We start from the raw sequence: 14,922 nt of genomic DNA, 5'->3' as shown, positions 1-14,922 counted from the left end.
ACTCCTACTCGTTTCGTAAATGCAACGTTTCTTTTGGGCCGCCAAGGATTTACCTTCGCAAACACGCCGGCACATATAATTGTACGAGCTCCGCCGCCTCCGGGCGCCTGCGGAACTCGCTTGCGCTCAAACAGTCCTCGGCGCTAATCCTCCGGCGGCGTCGCTCTTTGAATGCGCCGGCTAATCGTTTGCTTCGGTAAATGCCTTGGCAGCCTAATGCAACATGACGCACAAAGGAATATTGCCCTTGGCCCGTAGGGGCAGGAAAGCAACCCTACCCGTTCGCCAAGGCCATTCCCTACATTTTACCGATTGTCGCTCATCTGGGGGTATAGTTTCTCCATGTCCGCCCCTTTTCGTAAATGTAAGTTTCTTAACTACGCCAGCTCAGCCAGTGCCTGCTCAACCTGTTCCGCATTGGGTGCTTTTCCGTGCCAGCCTACCTGATTTTCCATAAAAGATACCCCTTTACCTTTAACGGTTTCAGCAATAATCATGGTTGGCTTCCCTTTGGTTTGCTTTGCTTCTTCTACCGCTTTTAAAATTTGCTCCATGTCGTGGCCGTCAATATTGATTACATGCCAGCCAAAAGCCCGCCACTTATCTGCTATCGGCTCCGGTGACATTACTTCTTCCACCGGTCCGTCAATCTGCATTTTATTGTGGTCCAAAAACGCCGTCAGGTTGTCCAGCTTGTAGTGAGCGGCGGCCATTGCCGCTTCCCAAATTTGGCCTTCTTGAATTTCACCGTCTCCAAGCAGCACATATACGCGGTAGTCCTTACCGTCAATTTTGCCGGCCATGGCCATACCGCAAGCGGCAGACAAGCCCTGTCCCAACGAGCCGGTAGAGATTTCCACGCCCGGTAACATTCTCATATCCGGGTGACCCTGCAGTTTACTGCCAAATTTGCGCAACGTATCTAATTCCGCAGGATCGAAGTAACCCCGTCCCGCTAATGCTGCATAAAGCAGCGGTGCCGCATGCCCTTTACTTAACACAAAGCGATCCCGATCCGGCCAGTTGGGCTCTTGTGGGTTAATATTCATTACTTCGAAATACAGCGCGGTGACAATATCTGCTGCCGAAAGTGAGCCGCCGGGGTGCCCCGAGCCCGCTTTGCCCAACATACTGATAATATCCCGGCGAATTGCCTTAGCCTGGGACTGCAGTTGCTGCAGTCTTTCCTTATTCATGAAATCTTCACCCTCCAAATATTTTTTATTTCAACCTTTAAAAAATTAAAATACTACTTAGTAACTATATTTTTAAACCCTTCGCCCAGCACTTCATGCACATCGGCTAAAATCACAAAAGCCTTAGGGTCTGCTTTATATACTATTTCTTTCAGCTTAGTAACCTCTCTGCGGTGTACTACCGAAAGCAGCACCTCCCGTTCATTCCCGGTATACATACCCCTTGCCTTCCAGGCAGTGGCTCCCCGGTCGAGATCATTTATAATCGCCTCCGCTACCAGCTGGGGCTTATTGGTAATAATGATAAAGCCCTTGGCGTAAGAAACACCCTGCTGCACAAAGTCAATTACCCAAGAGGTAATAAAAATAGTGATAAAGGCATACATTGCCAATTCCCAAGATTTAAAGACTATCCCGGCTGCCATTACTACTGCCGAATCTATTAAAAACAGCAGCTGGCCGACGTTCAGGTTGGTAAAAGAACGCAAAATTGCCGCCAGCATGTCCGTCCCGCCGGTACTGCCTTTATTTCTAAATACCAAACCCAATCCCAGCCCGCTCAAAACCCCTCCGTAAATACTGGCTAAAAGCAAATTATCGGTAGGGGAAGATAAATAGGGTGCCAAAAGATCTACTGATAAGGCCAGCGTTACCGAACCAAACAATGACCGCAGTGCAAACCCCCAACCCAACCTAAAAACACCGGTAATAAACAGCGGCACATCCATGGCAAACATTACCAAACCAACAGGAAACCCAAATACATAATGCACAATGGTGGCAATGCCGCTAAACCCGCCGGCCGCAATTTTATTCGGAACTAAAAACAAATCCAACCCTAAAGCGGTAATAACTACCCCCACCAGCACTCCCACAAAGTTGCCCAAAGTTTTAAGCAAACATCATCCCCCCGCGCAAAGTGCCTAGGGGTATAATTCCCAAATTCTGTGTCGAAAATCCGAAATCCTCCTGCCGGCGTAATTTATTGCAGCATTTATTGCCTTTGGCCTATAGCCTTGGCGCCCTAATGCAACATAACACATAAAACCGGCAAACAGAACGGTCAAGTTACATTCCTTTTCAACAAAAAAGCCGCCGCACAATTGTGCGACGGCCTCTAACAAATTAACTATTGTGCACCGCTTTATATTTTAAATACGCCTTAATAAACATGTCAATTTCGCCGTCCATCACCGCATCAACATTACCCACTTCTACATTGGTGCGGTGGTCTTTCACCAATTTGTAAGGATGAAAAACATAAGAGCGAATTTGACTGCCCCAGGCAATCTCCCGCTGCTCTCCTCTTAACTCTGCCAGTTCCTGCTCCCTTATCTGCAGCTCTAAGTCCAAAAGCTTTGCTTTCAGCATCTTCATCGCGGTGTTGCGGTTAATAATCTGCGAGCGTTCGCTTTGACAGGCTACCACAATACCGGTAGGTAGGTGCGTAATGCGTACCGCCGAATCGGTTTTATTTACATGCTGCCCGCCGGCACCGCCGGAACGAAAGGTGTCAATCTTCAAATCCTCTTCTTTAATTTCAATGTCAATATCCTCTTCCGTATTGGGCAGCACGTCAACTGACGCAAAAGAAGTATGCCTTCTGCCGGCAGTGTCAAAAGGCGAGATGCGCACCAAGCGGTGCACCCCTCTTTCCGACCGCAGATAACCGTAAGCGTTCGGGCCGTTGATTTCTAAAGTAACGCTTTTAATTCCCGCCTCATCACCGGGCAGCATATCTAATATACTTACCTTATATTTGTGATCCTCCGCCCAACGGCAGTACATGCGCAACAGCATTTCTACCCAATCTTGCGCTTCCGTGCCGCCGGCACCGGCATGCAAAGAAATAATCGCACCGCCTCGGTCATACTTGCCGTTAAGCAGCACTTGCAGTTCCATATCTTCTACCAGGCCCAGCAGTTTTTTATACTCCTGCCCAACATCCTTAACAATGCTTTCGTCCTCTTCCTCTTCTGCCAATTCCATCAGCACCAGCAGGTCATCCAATGCATGCTTAAGTTTATTATAATCATCAATTAAACTTTGATTGTGGGAAATTTTCTGATTTACCTTATGCGCCTTTTCTTGATCATCCCAAAAGTTCGGCTGCATCATTTGCTGCTGTAACTCGGCTGTTTCTTTCTCTTTGTTTTCTATGTCAAAGAGAAACCCTCAAATCCGCAATGCGTTTCTCTAACTCAGTGAGATCTTTCTTTAATTCAGGAAACATAATTTGTTCCACTCCCATTTAAAAAATTCCAGCCCCAAAGCCATTTTTAGTTTCTGCCGCAGCATTTTTTATACTTCTTGCCGCTGCCACAAGGACAGGGGTCATTGCGGCCAACCTTCTGCTCTCGCCTGATAGGCTTTTGGGAGCCCTCTTCTTGATATTTGTTCTCTACTACATTACGCCGCTGTTGTTCCTGTTGCGGGGGTGCTACGTTAACCCGGAAAATGTAGCGCACCACATCTTCATGAATGGCAGCAATCATGTTCTGGAACATTTCATAACCTTCAATTTTATATTCAACAACGGGATCCTTTTGGCCGTAACCCCTAAGCCCTATGCCTTCACGCAGCTGATCCATGGCATCGAGATGATCCATCCACTTCTGGTCAACCACCCGCAGAATTACCATGCGCTCAATTTCCCGCAGCATATCGGCACCGATTTCTTCTTCCCGCTTCTCATATGCCTGATAACTTTTTTCCAGCAGCAGGTCAACCAGATCCTCGCGCTGCAAATCCGGGTCGCTAATGTCACTTACTTTTAGATCATGACCGGGCAGGAAAAGCTGATCCGCACGTTTTAACAAGCCTTCGAGATCCCATTCCTCCGGATAAACACCTTCCGGACAGTATATATTCACCGTTTCCTGCACGGTGCCGGCAATCATGTCTTTTACGTGATCCTTCATATTTTCGCCCAACAGCACCCGGCGCCGCTGATCGTAAATAACTTCCCGCTGCTGATTCATCACGTCATCATATTGCAGCACATGTTTACGGGCACTGAAGTTGCGGCTTTCCACTCGTTTTTGCGCATTTTCTATGGATTTGGTAACCATCTTATTCTCAATGGGCACGTCATCTTCCAAGCCCAGGCGATCCATTAAGCCGGCAATATTATCCGAACCAAACAGGCGCATTAAATCGTCTTCCAGGGACACATAAAACTGACTGGAACCGGGATCACCCTGGCGCCCGGCACGACCGCGCAGCTGATTATCAATCCGCCTGCTTTCATGTCGTTCGGTACCGATAATATGTAGGCCGCCTAATTCTATTACTTTTTGCCGTTCCGCATCCGTTTGCTCTTTAAACTTTTTCAGCAGTTCCTGATACTGCGGGTCTTTTTCCATTTCAGCCAAGCTAATATTGGGATTGCGGCGACGCATTTCTGCCTGAGCCATAAATTCCGGGTTGCCGCCAAGCAAAATGTCCGTGCCGCGGCCGGCCATGTTGGTGGCAATTGTTACCGCATTTAAGCGGCCGGCTTGGGCAACAATTTCCGCCTCTTTCTCGTGGTGTTTGGCATTCAGCACCTGATGCGGAACACCCCGTTTTTTCAACATATTTGATAGCATCTCGGATTTTTCAATCGATACCGTACCAACCAACACCGGCTGACCCTTGGCATGGCGTCGGACAATTTCCTCCACCACCGCCTCATATTTAGCCTTGGCATTTTTATAAACCAAGTCCGGCAAGTCTTTTCGAATCATCGGCTTATTGGTGGGAATCGGCACTACATCCAGCCCGTAAATATTGCGAAACTCATCCTCTTCGGTTAAAGCGGTACCGGTCATGCCGGCAAGCTTTTTATACATCCGGAAATAGTTTTGGAAGGTAATCGTGGCTAGGGTTTGGGATTCCCGCTCAATTTTAACCCCTTCCTTAGCCTCAATAGCCTGATGCAGGCCATCGCTGTAGCGGCGGCCAAACATCAACCGACCGGTAAATTCATCAACGATAATCACTTGACCGTCCTTAACCACATAATCGCGGTCCCGCTTCATTAAGGCGTGTGCCTTTAAAGCCTGCAGCAGGTGGTGATTGATTTCGGTGTTTTCGTCATCATATAGGTTATTTACCCCCAAAAGCTGCTCCGCCTTGCTAATTCCTTTTTCGGTAAGCACGACAGAATGAGCTTTTTCATCTACGGTATAGTCTTCATCTTTTTTCAGCTTAGGCACTAATTTCGCCATGGTATAGTAAAGATCCGTCGGCTTATCCGCCTGACCGGAAATAATCAGCGGCGTACGCGCTTCGTCAATTAAAATGCTGTCTACCTCGTCGACAATAGCATAATTTAGCTCTCTTTGCACCAATTGGTCGGGATGCAAAGCCATATTGTCCCGCAAGTAATCAAAACCAAACTCATTGTTTGTGCCATAGACTATATCGCACCGGTAACTATGTCGGCGTTCCTCCCAGTTCAAGCCGTGTATAATTAAACCCACCGACATTCCAAGAAAACGATAAATCTGACCCATCCACTCACTGTCACGTCGAGCCAGATAATCGTTGACGGTAACAACATGAACCCCCTTACCGGTCAGCGCGTTTAAATATACCGGCAGCGTAGCCACCAGCGTTTTACCTTCACCGGTTTTCATCTCGGCTATCCGCCCTTGGTGCAGCACAATGCCGCCCATTAACTGCACATCGTAATGACGCATTCCCAGTACTCTTTTTGACGCTTCACGCACGACGGCGAAAGCCTCCGGTAAAATATCATCAAGTGTTTCGCCGTTTTCCAGCCGAGTTTTAAACTCGGCAGTTTTGCCCTGCAGTTCAGCATCTGACAGAGCTTCTATTTTCGGTTCAAAACTGTTAATATCTTCAACAACCCGCTCTAATTTTTTTATTTCACGGGCATTATCATCTAACAGGTTCTTTAAAAATCTAAGCACCATATCCACCTCGCACTAAATAGAGGAACCTAAATAGGTTCCTCGTCTATCATACCGTATCACTTTATTTTACACTATCGGTAGTTAAGTTGCAAGGTAGGGCGTTTTACTCAAATTCCGGCTCAATTAAGCCAAAATTGCCGTCTTTACGCTTGTATACTACGTTTACCTGATCAGTATCGGCATTAGTAAATACAAAAAAGCTGTGTCCTAACAAACTCATCTGCAGCACTGCCTCATCCACTGACATCGGCTTAATGGCAAACCGCTTGGTTTTAACTATCTTCGGACCTTGGTCTTCGCTTTCCTCTGAAGGTGCTGCCGCTGTTACATCCAAGCTCTTGCGCTTTTCAAACAGGCGGCCTTTGTGCCTTTCAATTTGCTTTTCCAGTTTTTCTACAACCAGGTCAATAGAAGCATACATATCACCGGTAGCTTCTTCCCCTCTTAAGATTAAGCCATTAATATTTAACGGCATTGTTACCTCAACCTTGTGCTGCTCACCTTCAACAGCCAGCTTAACCTGAGCGTTCTCAAAACCGTCAAAAAACTTTTCCAGTTTACCAATACGCTTTTCAACATAATCCTTAAGCGCCGGTGTTACTTCAATGTTTTTCCCTCTTACAATGATGTTCATTGTACCAACTCCTTTACTAGAGTATAGGTATACTATTCCCCTTTTGGTTATAAAAGAAAATGTTGCCATGGGAAATGTTTAGGTATATATTAACATAAACAAAGGGCACATTGAAAGCTCAGTGCCCGAAATAAAAATTACGAATTACTTGTCACCGGGTTTAGCCCCGGCTTTTTTTAAGATGTCCGCCGCTTTGGTTTGCTCTTCATCAAGCGCATAGTCCAAAGCGGTTTTTCCCTTTTTATTTTTCGCATTAACATTAGCGCCGTTATCTAAAAGCACTTTTAAAGTTTCAACGTGGCCTCTTGCGGCGGCGTCCATCAGTGCAGTATTCCCGTCATTGTCTTGGGCGTTAACATCTGCTCCTTTATTTAACAACAGCTTGACAATATCTGTATGTCCGCGTGCTGCCGCCCACATTAAGGCGTTACTGCCACCTTTATTTTCCTTGGCATTAACATCCGCCCCTTTGTTCAACAACAGTTTTACCACATCGGTATGGCCGCGGGTAGCGGCATACATTAAAACAGTATCACCGGCATTATTGGCCGCGTTAACATCCGCCCCTTTATTTAAAAGGGCCTTCACTGCATCGGTATGACCCCTTTCAGCCGCCTCCATCAGTGCCGTCCAACCATACTTATCTTTAACATTTACATTGGCACCTTTGTTTAATAACACCTTTAGTGTCGCGGTATCCCCTTTATCTGCCGCCTTCATTAAAAGCGTATCTCCGGCATCGTTGATCTTAGCATTAGGATCCAAGCCGGCATCCAGCAGCAAAGAAACGGTATCGGTATCACCGCTTTCTACTTTTTGTTTTAATGATTCTAACGTTACGGGAACGTTCTTTTCTTTTAACTCTTCTTTCGCCTGCTCAGGGCTACGACCACAAGCAGTGCACAACATTAATACTGTCAGCAACAATGCAAGCAGTCTTTTCATCGGCATCACCTCGGCTTCTGATATGTATTTCGCATTGTTTGCTTATTATATGCCTATTTGCGATAAATAATAATAGCTTTTAAATTGGGTTAAATTTAAAAACCCGACATCTATAAAAATGCCGGGTATTGTAATTTTCAATTAAAGTTTAACTACATTAGCGGCTTGTGGCCCGCGAGTACCTTCTACAATATCAAATTCAACCTGCTGGCCTTCCTCCAGCGTCTTATAGCCCTCCTCCTGAATGGCAGAATAATGAACGAATACATCTCCGTCATTTTCGGTTTCAATGAAACCAAAACCTTTTTTAGCATTAAACCACTTAACTGTTCCTAACACAAAACATTCCTCCTAAAAAATTGAAAATCACCTGTAAAGTAACAGGTGGTTTATTCTATCATATCGACATTTTCGTTGTCAAATTTCCGCTTCGACAGCTATTGCATCTGCTATGTCGAAAAAATTTTTTCTAAATGCCGTATTGTGGGTATAAAGCTGTGGATAATGTGAATAAGTCTGTTAATAACCATAAAAACAAGCCTTTTTATTGTGGGTAACTTTATTTTAAAGCAAACATTTTGTCAACATATGCCAAGTGTAAGCATTAGTTTTGTCGGAAGTTTATTGTTTTTGGTGTTGCAGCAAAGGTTAGCACTATTACATCGGCTGCATTACCCTGTCGCAATACCGCAGCCGCAGCTGATGCTGTAGAACAGGTAGTAACAACATCGTCAATAAGTAACACCGTCTTTCCCCAAAGGTTGGCATTGTCCTTTAAAATAAAGGCATTTTGCAAATTCAGCTCCCTTTGCTGTCGAGCCAGTTTTGCCTGGGCTTTGGTTTCCTTCGTTTTTTGCAGAATATCCTGCAAAGGTATGTTCAGCCCGGCGGCTACTACCCGGGCCAACAATTGGGCTTGATTAAAACCGCGCCGCCGCATTTTTTTAGCCGTCATCGGAACCGGCACGGCAATATTTGCCCGACGGTAGACGGGATCGTCAATAATTCTCTGCAGCATCAATTGCCCCAGGGGCTCCGCCAAATGCCGCTTGCCGTCATACTTAAAACGGTGCACCGCCTGACGCAGCGGACCTTCATAAGGCCCTACCGCCCGGGCAAAGCTAAAAGGCCACTCTCGTACCGTACAGTCTTGGCAATACCCGCCATGGGTTATGGGGCGGCCGCAACGGCAACAATACAATCCGCGCCTTTTCTCCTCCAGCCAATTAAGGCATGGCTGACAAATCTTCGCCCCTTTAGAACGGCCTCCACACAGCGGGCATTCCTCCCGCGGCGGAAATATTAAATTAAGCAGGGCATCCCAATAATTCATTTGATTTGCCCTCCTAACTTGTGAAACAGGGGAAGGTTCTTTGGCGCCCTCCATCGCAGTTGCATTTATCGCAACCTTCTTTGGCAGACCGGCAACAACAACGTTTTATTCTGTTCAAAAATACAAGCGCAGGCGATTAGATAACATGGCATTGGAAACCGCCACCGCCGCTTGCCCGGCCATAACCTTCAACACGTGCAAATGATGACGATCAAAACCATTTGCCTGCCTGCTGCCGACCACAATTATCCCCACTACCCCGCTGTCAGACACCAATGGCACCACCATCAACGACCGCATTATCCGGGGCAGCCCCGGTTCGGCCCTAAGCTCCGGGCGCTGACGCACATCCTGCACCAGCAGGTCCTCCTGGTTTTCAGCCGCCAACCCGACCATACCTTCTCCTTTATACACCGCCAGCTTTTTTAGCTGATGGGCAAAAGGACTGTTCACCGCCATTGGCACAAAGCAGCCCTTATCTTCACGCCATACATAAATCACCGCACTGTGGTAACCGGCAATCCGCTTATATTCCTTTAAAATCAGGTCTAACAACTTGTCCAAATCGGTAATCGCCAAGCGGACGGAAATATGATAAAGGGCGGTAAGTTCACGGTTAGCCAGGTCTAAGTTAATGTACATTTTTAAAATATGCTGTACCGCGATAATCGGTAAGAATAATAGCACCGGCCCAAGAATGTTGGTACTGCCATGCAACAACACCATCAGCATGCCCACCGGAACGGTAATTAAATAAGACAAGGCATCCCACCTCAAAGCATCAAGCCAATTTGCCGTGGGATAAATATTTTTCCGAGGCAGTTGATATAAATAAACCAATAAATGATTAGTTATATAGTAACTGATAATAAACATCATCAGCGGTATAAAATTGCCGGTTAAACCTGCCGCCTCGGCCCCGCCAACGAAATTAAAAACAAAAAAGGCGGCATAAGTGGCTAACAGGTACTGTGCAGCGTTAAAAAGTATGGTGCGCAGCGGGTTACCGCGGTTGACAATGCCCTGTCCAACCAGCGTAGATAAGCCTGCCACATAAACCGCCTCCGCCCCGCCGTAAATGATAAATGTGGCTAACAGCGCTGCAAAACCGGCAGAAACCGCGCCTTGGGGAAAGGTTACTGCAAACCACTCGGCTACAATAATTAAAGCGGCCATAACCAAAAGTTCCCTACCGGCATCAATATCAAGGGTGGGAAAAAGTTTATACAGCACATAAACCGCAGCTATAATTACCGACCAGGTATATAAAACATATAAAATATTGCGTTTGCGCATAATTCTAATCCTCTCAGTTACATAAAATACTATTTCTGTTAGTTCGACATTTGTCGGATACTTCCTTTTTTTGTTAAGACAAGAATTGTTTAAAAAATTCTAAATTTATTAAATCCTTCCCGTGAAAATTGCGAGCGTCAAAACAGTGCAATTGCCCCGGGCAGCTGCCTTTTCTATCTTCTATAAATATCATACCAAAGCGCTGTGCCATCCGTTTTAATATTTCTGCCGTTTCGTCACTGCTACCGGTATCTACCAGCACTAAATTACCGGTGTGATGTTTTTTTATAATGCTGCGGATAAAGCCTTCCACCTCTTCCGCCTGATCCTGCAGCAGTATCGCTATCCCTTTGTCTGCCTGCGGCGAGCAACTATAAGCATATATCACCGCCGCCAGCCAGCAGAAAAAGGATACCGCCACGACCGCCACATAAAATTGACCCGGCACCGCTAATCACCCCCATACTGCAGAATATGTACGTAGGCAACATACGGTGCCGGGCCACTTTATGGAAACCGGACACACTATCTACTGTTTACTTTCCCACATGCAACCCTTTTACAAAGTATCTGCACGCAAAATTTCTGCTTTATCTGTGCGCTCCCAAGGCAGATCAAGATCCGGACGGCCAAAATGCCCGTAAGCGGCTACCTGCCGGTAAATCGGGCGGAGCAAGTCCAAATCACGAATAATTGCTGCCGGGCGCAAATCAAAATGCTTTTTAACCAGCTCAACCAAACGATCTTCAGAAATCTTACCGGTGCCAAAAGTATTAACCATAATAGATAACGGCCTGGCAACCCCAATGGCGTAAGCCAATTGAATCTCACAGCGGTCGGCCAGCCCGGCGGCAACAATGTTTTTAGCAACATACCTGGCAGCATATGCTCCGCTGCGGTCTACTTTTGTAGGATCTTTGCCGGAAAAGGCACCGCCGCCGTGACGGGCAAAACCGCCATAAGTGTCAACGATAATCTTCCGCCCGGTTAAACCGGCATCACCATGCGGCCCACCGATAACAAACTTCCCGGTTGGGTTAATATAATAGCGAATTTGCCCATCTACCAGTTCTTTTGGCAGCACCGGCATAATTACTTTTTCAATTATATCCTTACGAATAGTTTCCTGAGTTATATCAGGGTGATGTTGAGCAGAAACAACTACACTGTCAACCCGCACCGGCTTGTTGTCAACGTATTCCACAGTTACCTGGGTTTTACCGTCCGGCCGCAGATAGCCCAGCTCCCCATTTTTGCGTACTTCGGCCAGCCGACGGGCCAATTTATGCGCCAGTGATATCGGCATGGGCATCAGTTCCGGTGTTTCATTGGTTGCAAACCCAAACATCATGCCCTGATCGCCGGCACCGATAGAATTCAGCTCGTCTTCAGTCAATCCCTCTCTTGATTCCAACGCTTTGTTCACGCCAAGAGCAATATCGGGTGACTGCTCATCAATGGCGGTAATTACTGCACAAGTGTCACCGTCAAAACCAAATTTAGCTCGGGTATAGCCAATATCTAAAAGGGTATTTCTCACAATTTTAGGAATGTCCACATAACACTCAGTAGTAATCTCGCCTCCCACCAACACTAAACCGGTGGTAACAAAAGTTTCACAGGCTACCCTTGCGTTAGGGTCTTTAGCTAGTATTTCATCCAGTATTGAGTCAGATATTTGGTCGGCTACCTTATCCGGATGTCCTTCTGTAACCGATTCCGATGTAAACAGCATCTTAGCCAAATGCGTATACCTCCTTAATTTAATATGTTTAAAAAGGGCAGCACCCTTGTTAAATCAGCCTTTAAAACATGTAAGACTGTTTTTCCCTTAATATAATTAGCTTGTCCTCATTGCGAGGCCGATTATGTACCAATGAATTTAGCCTTTCAATGTAGGGTTCTCGCACATAAAGCAACTGCGCTGGTGGCCGCCCAGGCCATTTGACCTTATGCTTTCAATTAGCCGGCTAATTCAAAGAGCATTGCTAACGACGATTAGCGCCGAGGACTGTTTGAGCGTCAGCGAGTTCACTTTCATCTGATTAAAAATTTAGGATGAAAGTACACGGCCGCCAGGCACCCAAAGGCGGCGGAGCTCGTTCAATTTTATGTGCCGGCGTGTTTGAGAAGCGTAAATGCCTGGACGGCCTAAGAAACGTTTCAAATTAAGAAAACAAGTAAGCATCGTTGCATTATTTCACATTAAAAAACCCCTCCACGCATACGGAGGGATTTATTCCGGCATAAGTAGCTCATCTCTCGTGGGCTATTTATCCACGCAGGAATTGGCACCTTCCGTAAGTAGGTTGCCGGGTTTCATTGGGCCAGTCCCTCCACCACTCTTGATGAGAAAACACCATTATTAAATTCAGTGAATATATTAACAGAACATAACATCAATGTCAAAATATATTTTATTTTGGCAAGGGATTTATTTCAACTAATATTGCATCACGACCAAATTTAATAATTTTCTCCCAAGGTATAACTAAATCTCGTCCGGCACGGAACACTCCCATTTTGCGAGACGGAGACACCACAATTGCCGTAATCCGCCCTGTACCCATATCAAAGTGCATATCTACAACGGCGCCTAATTTGCTTCCGTCGTTAATATTAATAATATCCCTCTTTGCCAATTCGGTTGCCTTAAACACGCTGCCACCCCCTTCTACCCAACATATGTCGAGTAAATATAAAGGGTGACATATTTTCTGTTATTTTGTTAAGCAGTTTTTTTCCTCATCAGTCGGCTTGCAAAAAGCTTTCCATACTTTATAAATAAAGCGGTTTCATCTATCCGCAGCACCAGTGCCGCCAAAGCATATGCAATAACCCCAGCCGATATTGCCATTGCTACCTGTATCAACAGGCCCAGCGATCCTAAACTTACAAGCGCAGCCTGCAGGTAATTATTGGTATAATGCACAACTACACCCATAATACCGCTGGCCAGCAGTACTTGAAATGCAAAAAGTATCATTTTCTTGTTCCAAAGCTTTTGTATTTTCTTTGCCAAAAACCAACTCAACATCGTTGTATTAGCTAACGCGGCAATCGAGTTGGCCAGCGCCAAGCCGCCGTGGCGCAGTGGACCAATCAGCATTAAGCTAAAAGCAAGGTTAATCAGTACCGTCACCACGGTTAATTTTACCGGCGTGCGGGTATCATGCAAAGCATAAAAACCTCTGGTTAAAATTACATTCACCGACTGCCCCACTAAACCAATGCTAAAAAACATCAATGCATAAGCAGTCATTTCAGTGGCAAGGGCATCAAATGCACCCCGTTCAAAAAGCAGCTGCACAATCGGATAACGCAGCACAAACAAACCTACCCCGGCAGGCAGCGAAAGCAGCACCACCATGCGAAAGGCTCCTCGCAATGTGACCGCCATATCGCCGGCGGAAGGATCAACCGCTTGACGCGTCAGTGTTGGATAAAAAGCAGTCCCAATGGCCATCACAAACAAACCCAAGGGCAGCAGAATCAATTTATTTGCATAGTTTAACGCTGAGATACTGCCCTCCGCCAGACCGGAAGCCAGCATACGGTCAATGATGATATACAGCTGGTTTACCGACACCCCAAAGGCCACCGGTAACATCATAGACATTACTTTTTTGGCACCGGGATTACGCCAATCAAAGTCAAACCGGGGACGAAAACCAACCCGGTAAAGCTTGGGCAGCTGAATAATGAGGCCAAATACCACACCTAACACTGTACCCCAAGCTACCCCGTGAATCCCAAGTACTTTACCTAAAGTAAGGGTAGAGATAATTACCACCGTGTTTGCCACAACAGTGGTTAATGCCGGCAGGGCAAAAACGTTATTCGCATTTAATAAGCCGTTAAATAAGGTTGATACCCCCATAAATATCAGCATGGGCAGCATAATTTGCGTCAAGGCCACAGTAAGCTGAGATATTTCGGAACTTAACCCGGGGGCAATAATTTTCACCAAAAGCGGTGCCCCCAGCATGCCCAAGCCGGACAATATGGCAAAAGCCAAGGCGGTTAGGTTAGTAACATTGGCAAAAAGCTTCCATGCCTCCGCTTTTTGATCCTTTGCCGCATATTCGCTGAATATCGGCACCACCACCGTAGATAAGGCAATCGCTAAAATATTCATCAGCACATAAGGAATGGTGTAAGCCACCAAATAAGCGTCGGTAGCTCCGGTAGCGCCAAATTCCCGGGCGATTACCATATCGCGAACAAAACCCAAGAGCTTAGATGATAAGTTAATTACAGCAATAACCACGGTAGCCCGGGCAATTGCTCGTCCTGTTGAAGTCACATTGCTACCTCCAGTAAAGTTTGTCATAATTATTTATTATACATTATTTACCGTAAAGCAACTAATTAGTATTCAACAGCAGTTTCTATTTTCCTGCAGCAACAAAAATAAAATAGAACGACAAATGCCGTTCGCGTAAATGTAACGTTCATTAAATAATATTTTCATTCAGCCATTGATGTAACTTTTACAGAAACCAAGTGTAGGAAACAGTCTTGACCGTTCCGTTGCGATAACTAGGCGGAAGGGTCAAGACCCTTCCCTACATTTCGGTAACACCACCTTTGTGT

Annotated in this window: 13 protein-coding genes and 1 riboswitch; all 13 genes read right to left on the bottom strand. The window is 46.0% G+C overall.

Going from position 1 to position 14,922, the window contains the following annotated elements:
* Window positions 1–377: 377 nt before the first annotated feature.
* A complete protein-coding gene (locus tag ACZ5NG_RS00120; protein WP_464252016.1) occupies window positions 378–1,196 on the bottom strand; it encodes a transketolase in 819 nt (272 codons plus the stop codon).
* Between the two features lie 53 nt (window positions 1,197–1,249).
* Window positions 1,250–2,095 carry a YitT family protein gene (locus ACZ5NG_RS00115; protein WP_464252015.1) on the bottom strand — a complete coding sequence of 282 codons (846 nt, stop codon included), beginning with the start codon at window positions 2,093–2,095 and terminating at the stop codon, window positions 1,250–1,252.
* Window positions 2,096–2,321: 226 nt separating this feature from the next.
* A protein-coding gene (gene prfB, locus ACZ5NG_RS00110) for a peptide chain release factor 2 (RefSeq protein ID WP_464252014.1) occupies window positions 2,322–3,429 on the bottom strand; the annotation gives its coding sequence in 2 pieces (ribosomal slippage) (window positions 2,322–3,359 and window positions 3,361–3,429; 1,107 coding nt in all).
* 46 nt (window positions 3,430–3,475) lie between these two features.
* On the bottom strand, window positions 3,476–6,115 hold the full coding sequence (gene secA / locus ACZ5NG_RS00105; RefSeq protein WP_464253072.1) for a preprotein translocase subunit SecA: 2,640 nt from the start codon (window positions 6,113–6,115) through the stop codon (window positions 3,476–3,478).
* Between the two features lie 106 nt (window positions 6,116–6,221).
* Window positions 6,222–6,752 carry a ribosome hibernation-promoting factor, HPF/YfiA family gene (gene hpf / locus ACZ5NG_RS00100; RefSeq protein ID WP_464252013.1) on the bottom strand — a complete coding sequence of 177 codons (531 nt, stop codon included), beginning with the start codon at window positions 6,750–6,752 and terminating at the stop codon, window positions 6,222–6,224.
* 144 nt (window positions 6,753–6,896) lie between these two features.
* Window positions 6,897–7,697, bottom strand: coding sequence for an ankyrin repeat domain-containing protein (locus ACZ5NG_RS00095; protein WP_464252012.1), 801 nt, complete (start codon window positions 7,695–7,697; stop codon window positions 6,897–6,899).
* Window positions 7,698–7,838: 141 nt separating this feature from the next.
* The gene (locus ACZ5NG_RS00090) at window positions 7,839–8,036 is read right to left on the bottom strand and encodes a cold shock domain-containing protein (RefSeq protein WP_464252011.1); all 198 of its coding nucleotides are present in this window, start codon (window positions 8,034–8,036) and stop codon (window positions 7,839–7,841) included.
* Between the two features lie 265 nt (window positions 8,037–8,301).
* Window positions 8,302–9,030: a ComF family protein gene (locus tag ACZ5NG_RS00085; RefSeq protein WP_464252010.1), complete on the bottom strand. Its 729-nt coding sequence runs from the start codon at window positions 9,028–9,030 to the stop codon at window positions 8,302–8,304.
* Window positions 9,031–9,144: 114 nt separating this feature from the next.
* Complete coding sequence (locus ACZ5NG_RS00080; protein WP_464252009.1) at window positions 9,145–10,326, bottom strand: GAF domain-containing protein; 1,182 nt, start codon at window positions 10,324–10,326, stop codon at window positions 9,145–9,147.
* A 73-nt stretch (window positions 10,327–10,399) separates the two neighbouring features.
* Window positions 10,400–10,774 (bottom strand): hypothetical protein, encoded by a 375-nt coding sequence (locus ACZ5NG_RS00075; protein WP_464252008.1) that lies wholly within the window; start codon window positions 10,772–10,774, stop codon window positions 10,400–10,402.
* 111 nt (window positions 10,775–10,885) lie between these two features.
* Complete coding sequence (gene metK, locus ACZ5NG_RS00070) at window positions 10,886–12,070, bottom strand: methionine adenosyltransferase (RefSeq protein WP_464252007.1); 1,185 nt, start codon at window positions 12,068–12,070, stop codon at window positions 10,886–10,888.
* A gap of 508 nt (window positions 12,071–12,578) precedes the next feature.
* A riboswitch (SAM riboswitch) is annotated at window positions 12,579–12,681 on the bottom strand.
* A 62-nt stretch (window positions 12,682–12,743) separates the two neighbouring features.
* Window positions 12,744–12,986 carry a YlmC/YmxH family sporulation protein gene (locus ACZ5NG_RS00065; protein ID WP_464252006.1) on the bottom strand — a complete coding sequence of 81 codons (243 nt, stop codon included), beginning with the start codon at window positions 12,984–12,986 and terminating at the stop codon, window positions 12,744–12,746.
* A 68-nt stretch (window positions 12,987–13,054) separates the two neighbouring features.
* Window positions 13,055–14,632: a murein biosynthesis integral membrane protein MurJ gene (gene murJ / locus ACZ5NG_RS00060; protein WP_464252005.1), complete on the bottom strand. Its 1,578-nt coding sequence runs from the start codon at window positions 14,630–14,632 to the stop codon at window positions 13,055–13,057.
* Between the last annotated feature and the right edge of the window lie 290 nt (window positions 14,633–14,922).

The organism is Desulfovectis peckii (assembly GCF_055391705.1).
The sequence above is the reverse complement of the archived record's forward strand: the minus strand, read 5'-3'. Positions and strand labels throughout refer to the sequence as shown.

Coding starts and splice junctions, on each gene's coding strand:
- ACZ5NG_RS00095 (WP_464252012.1), bottom strand. CDS start 7,697: ATGAAAAGACTGCTTGCATTGTTGCTGACAGTATTAATGTTGTGCACT.
- hpf (WP_464252013.1), bottom strand. CDS start 6,752: ATGAACATCATTGTAAGAGGGAAAAACATTGAAGTAACACCGGCGCTT.
- ACZ5NG_RS00085 (WP_464252010.1), bottom strand. CDS start 9,030: ATGAATTATTGGGATGCCCTGCTTAATTTAATATTTCCGCCGCGGGAG.
- ACZ5NG_RS00120 (WP_464252016.1), bottom strand. CDS start 1,196: ATGAATAAGGAAAGACTGCAGCAACTGCAGTCCCAGGCTAAGGCAATT.
- ACZ5NG_RS00080 (WP_464252009.1), bottom strand. CDS start 10,326: ATGCGCAAACGCAATATTTTATATGTTTTATATACCTGGTCGGTAATT.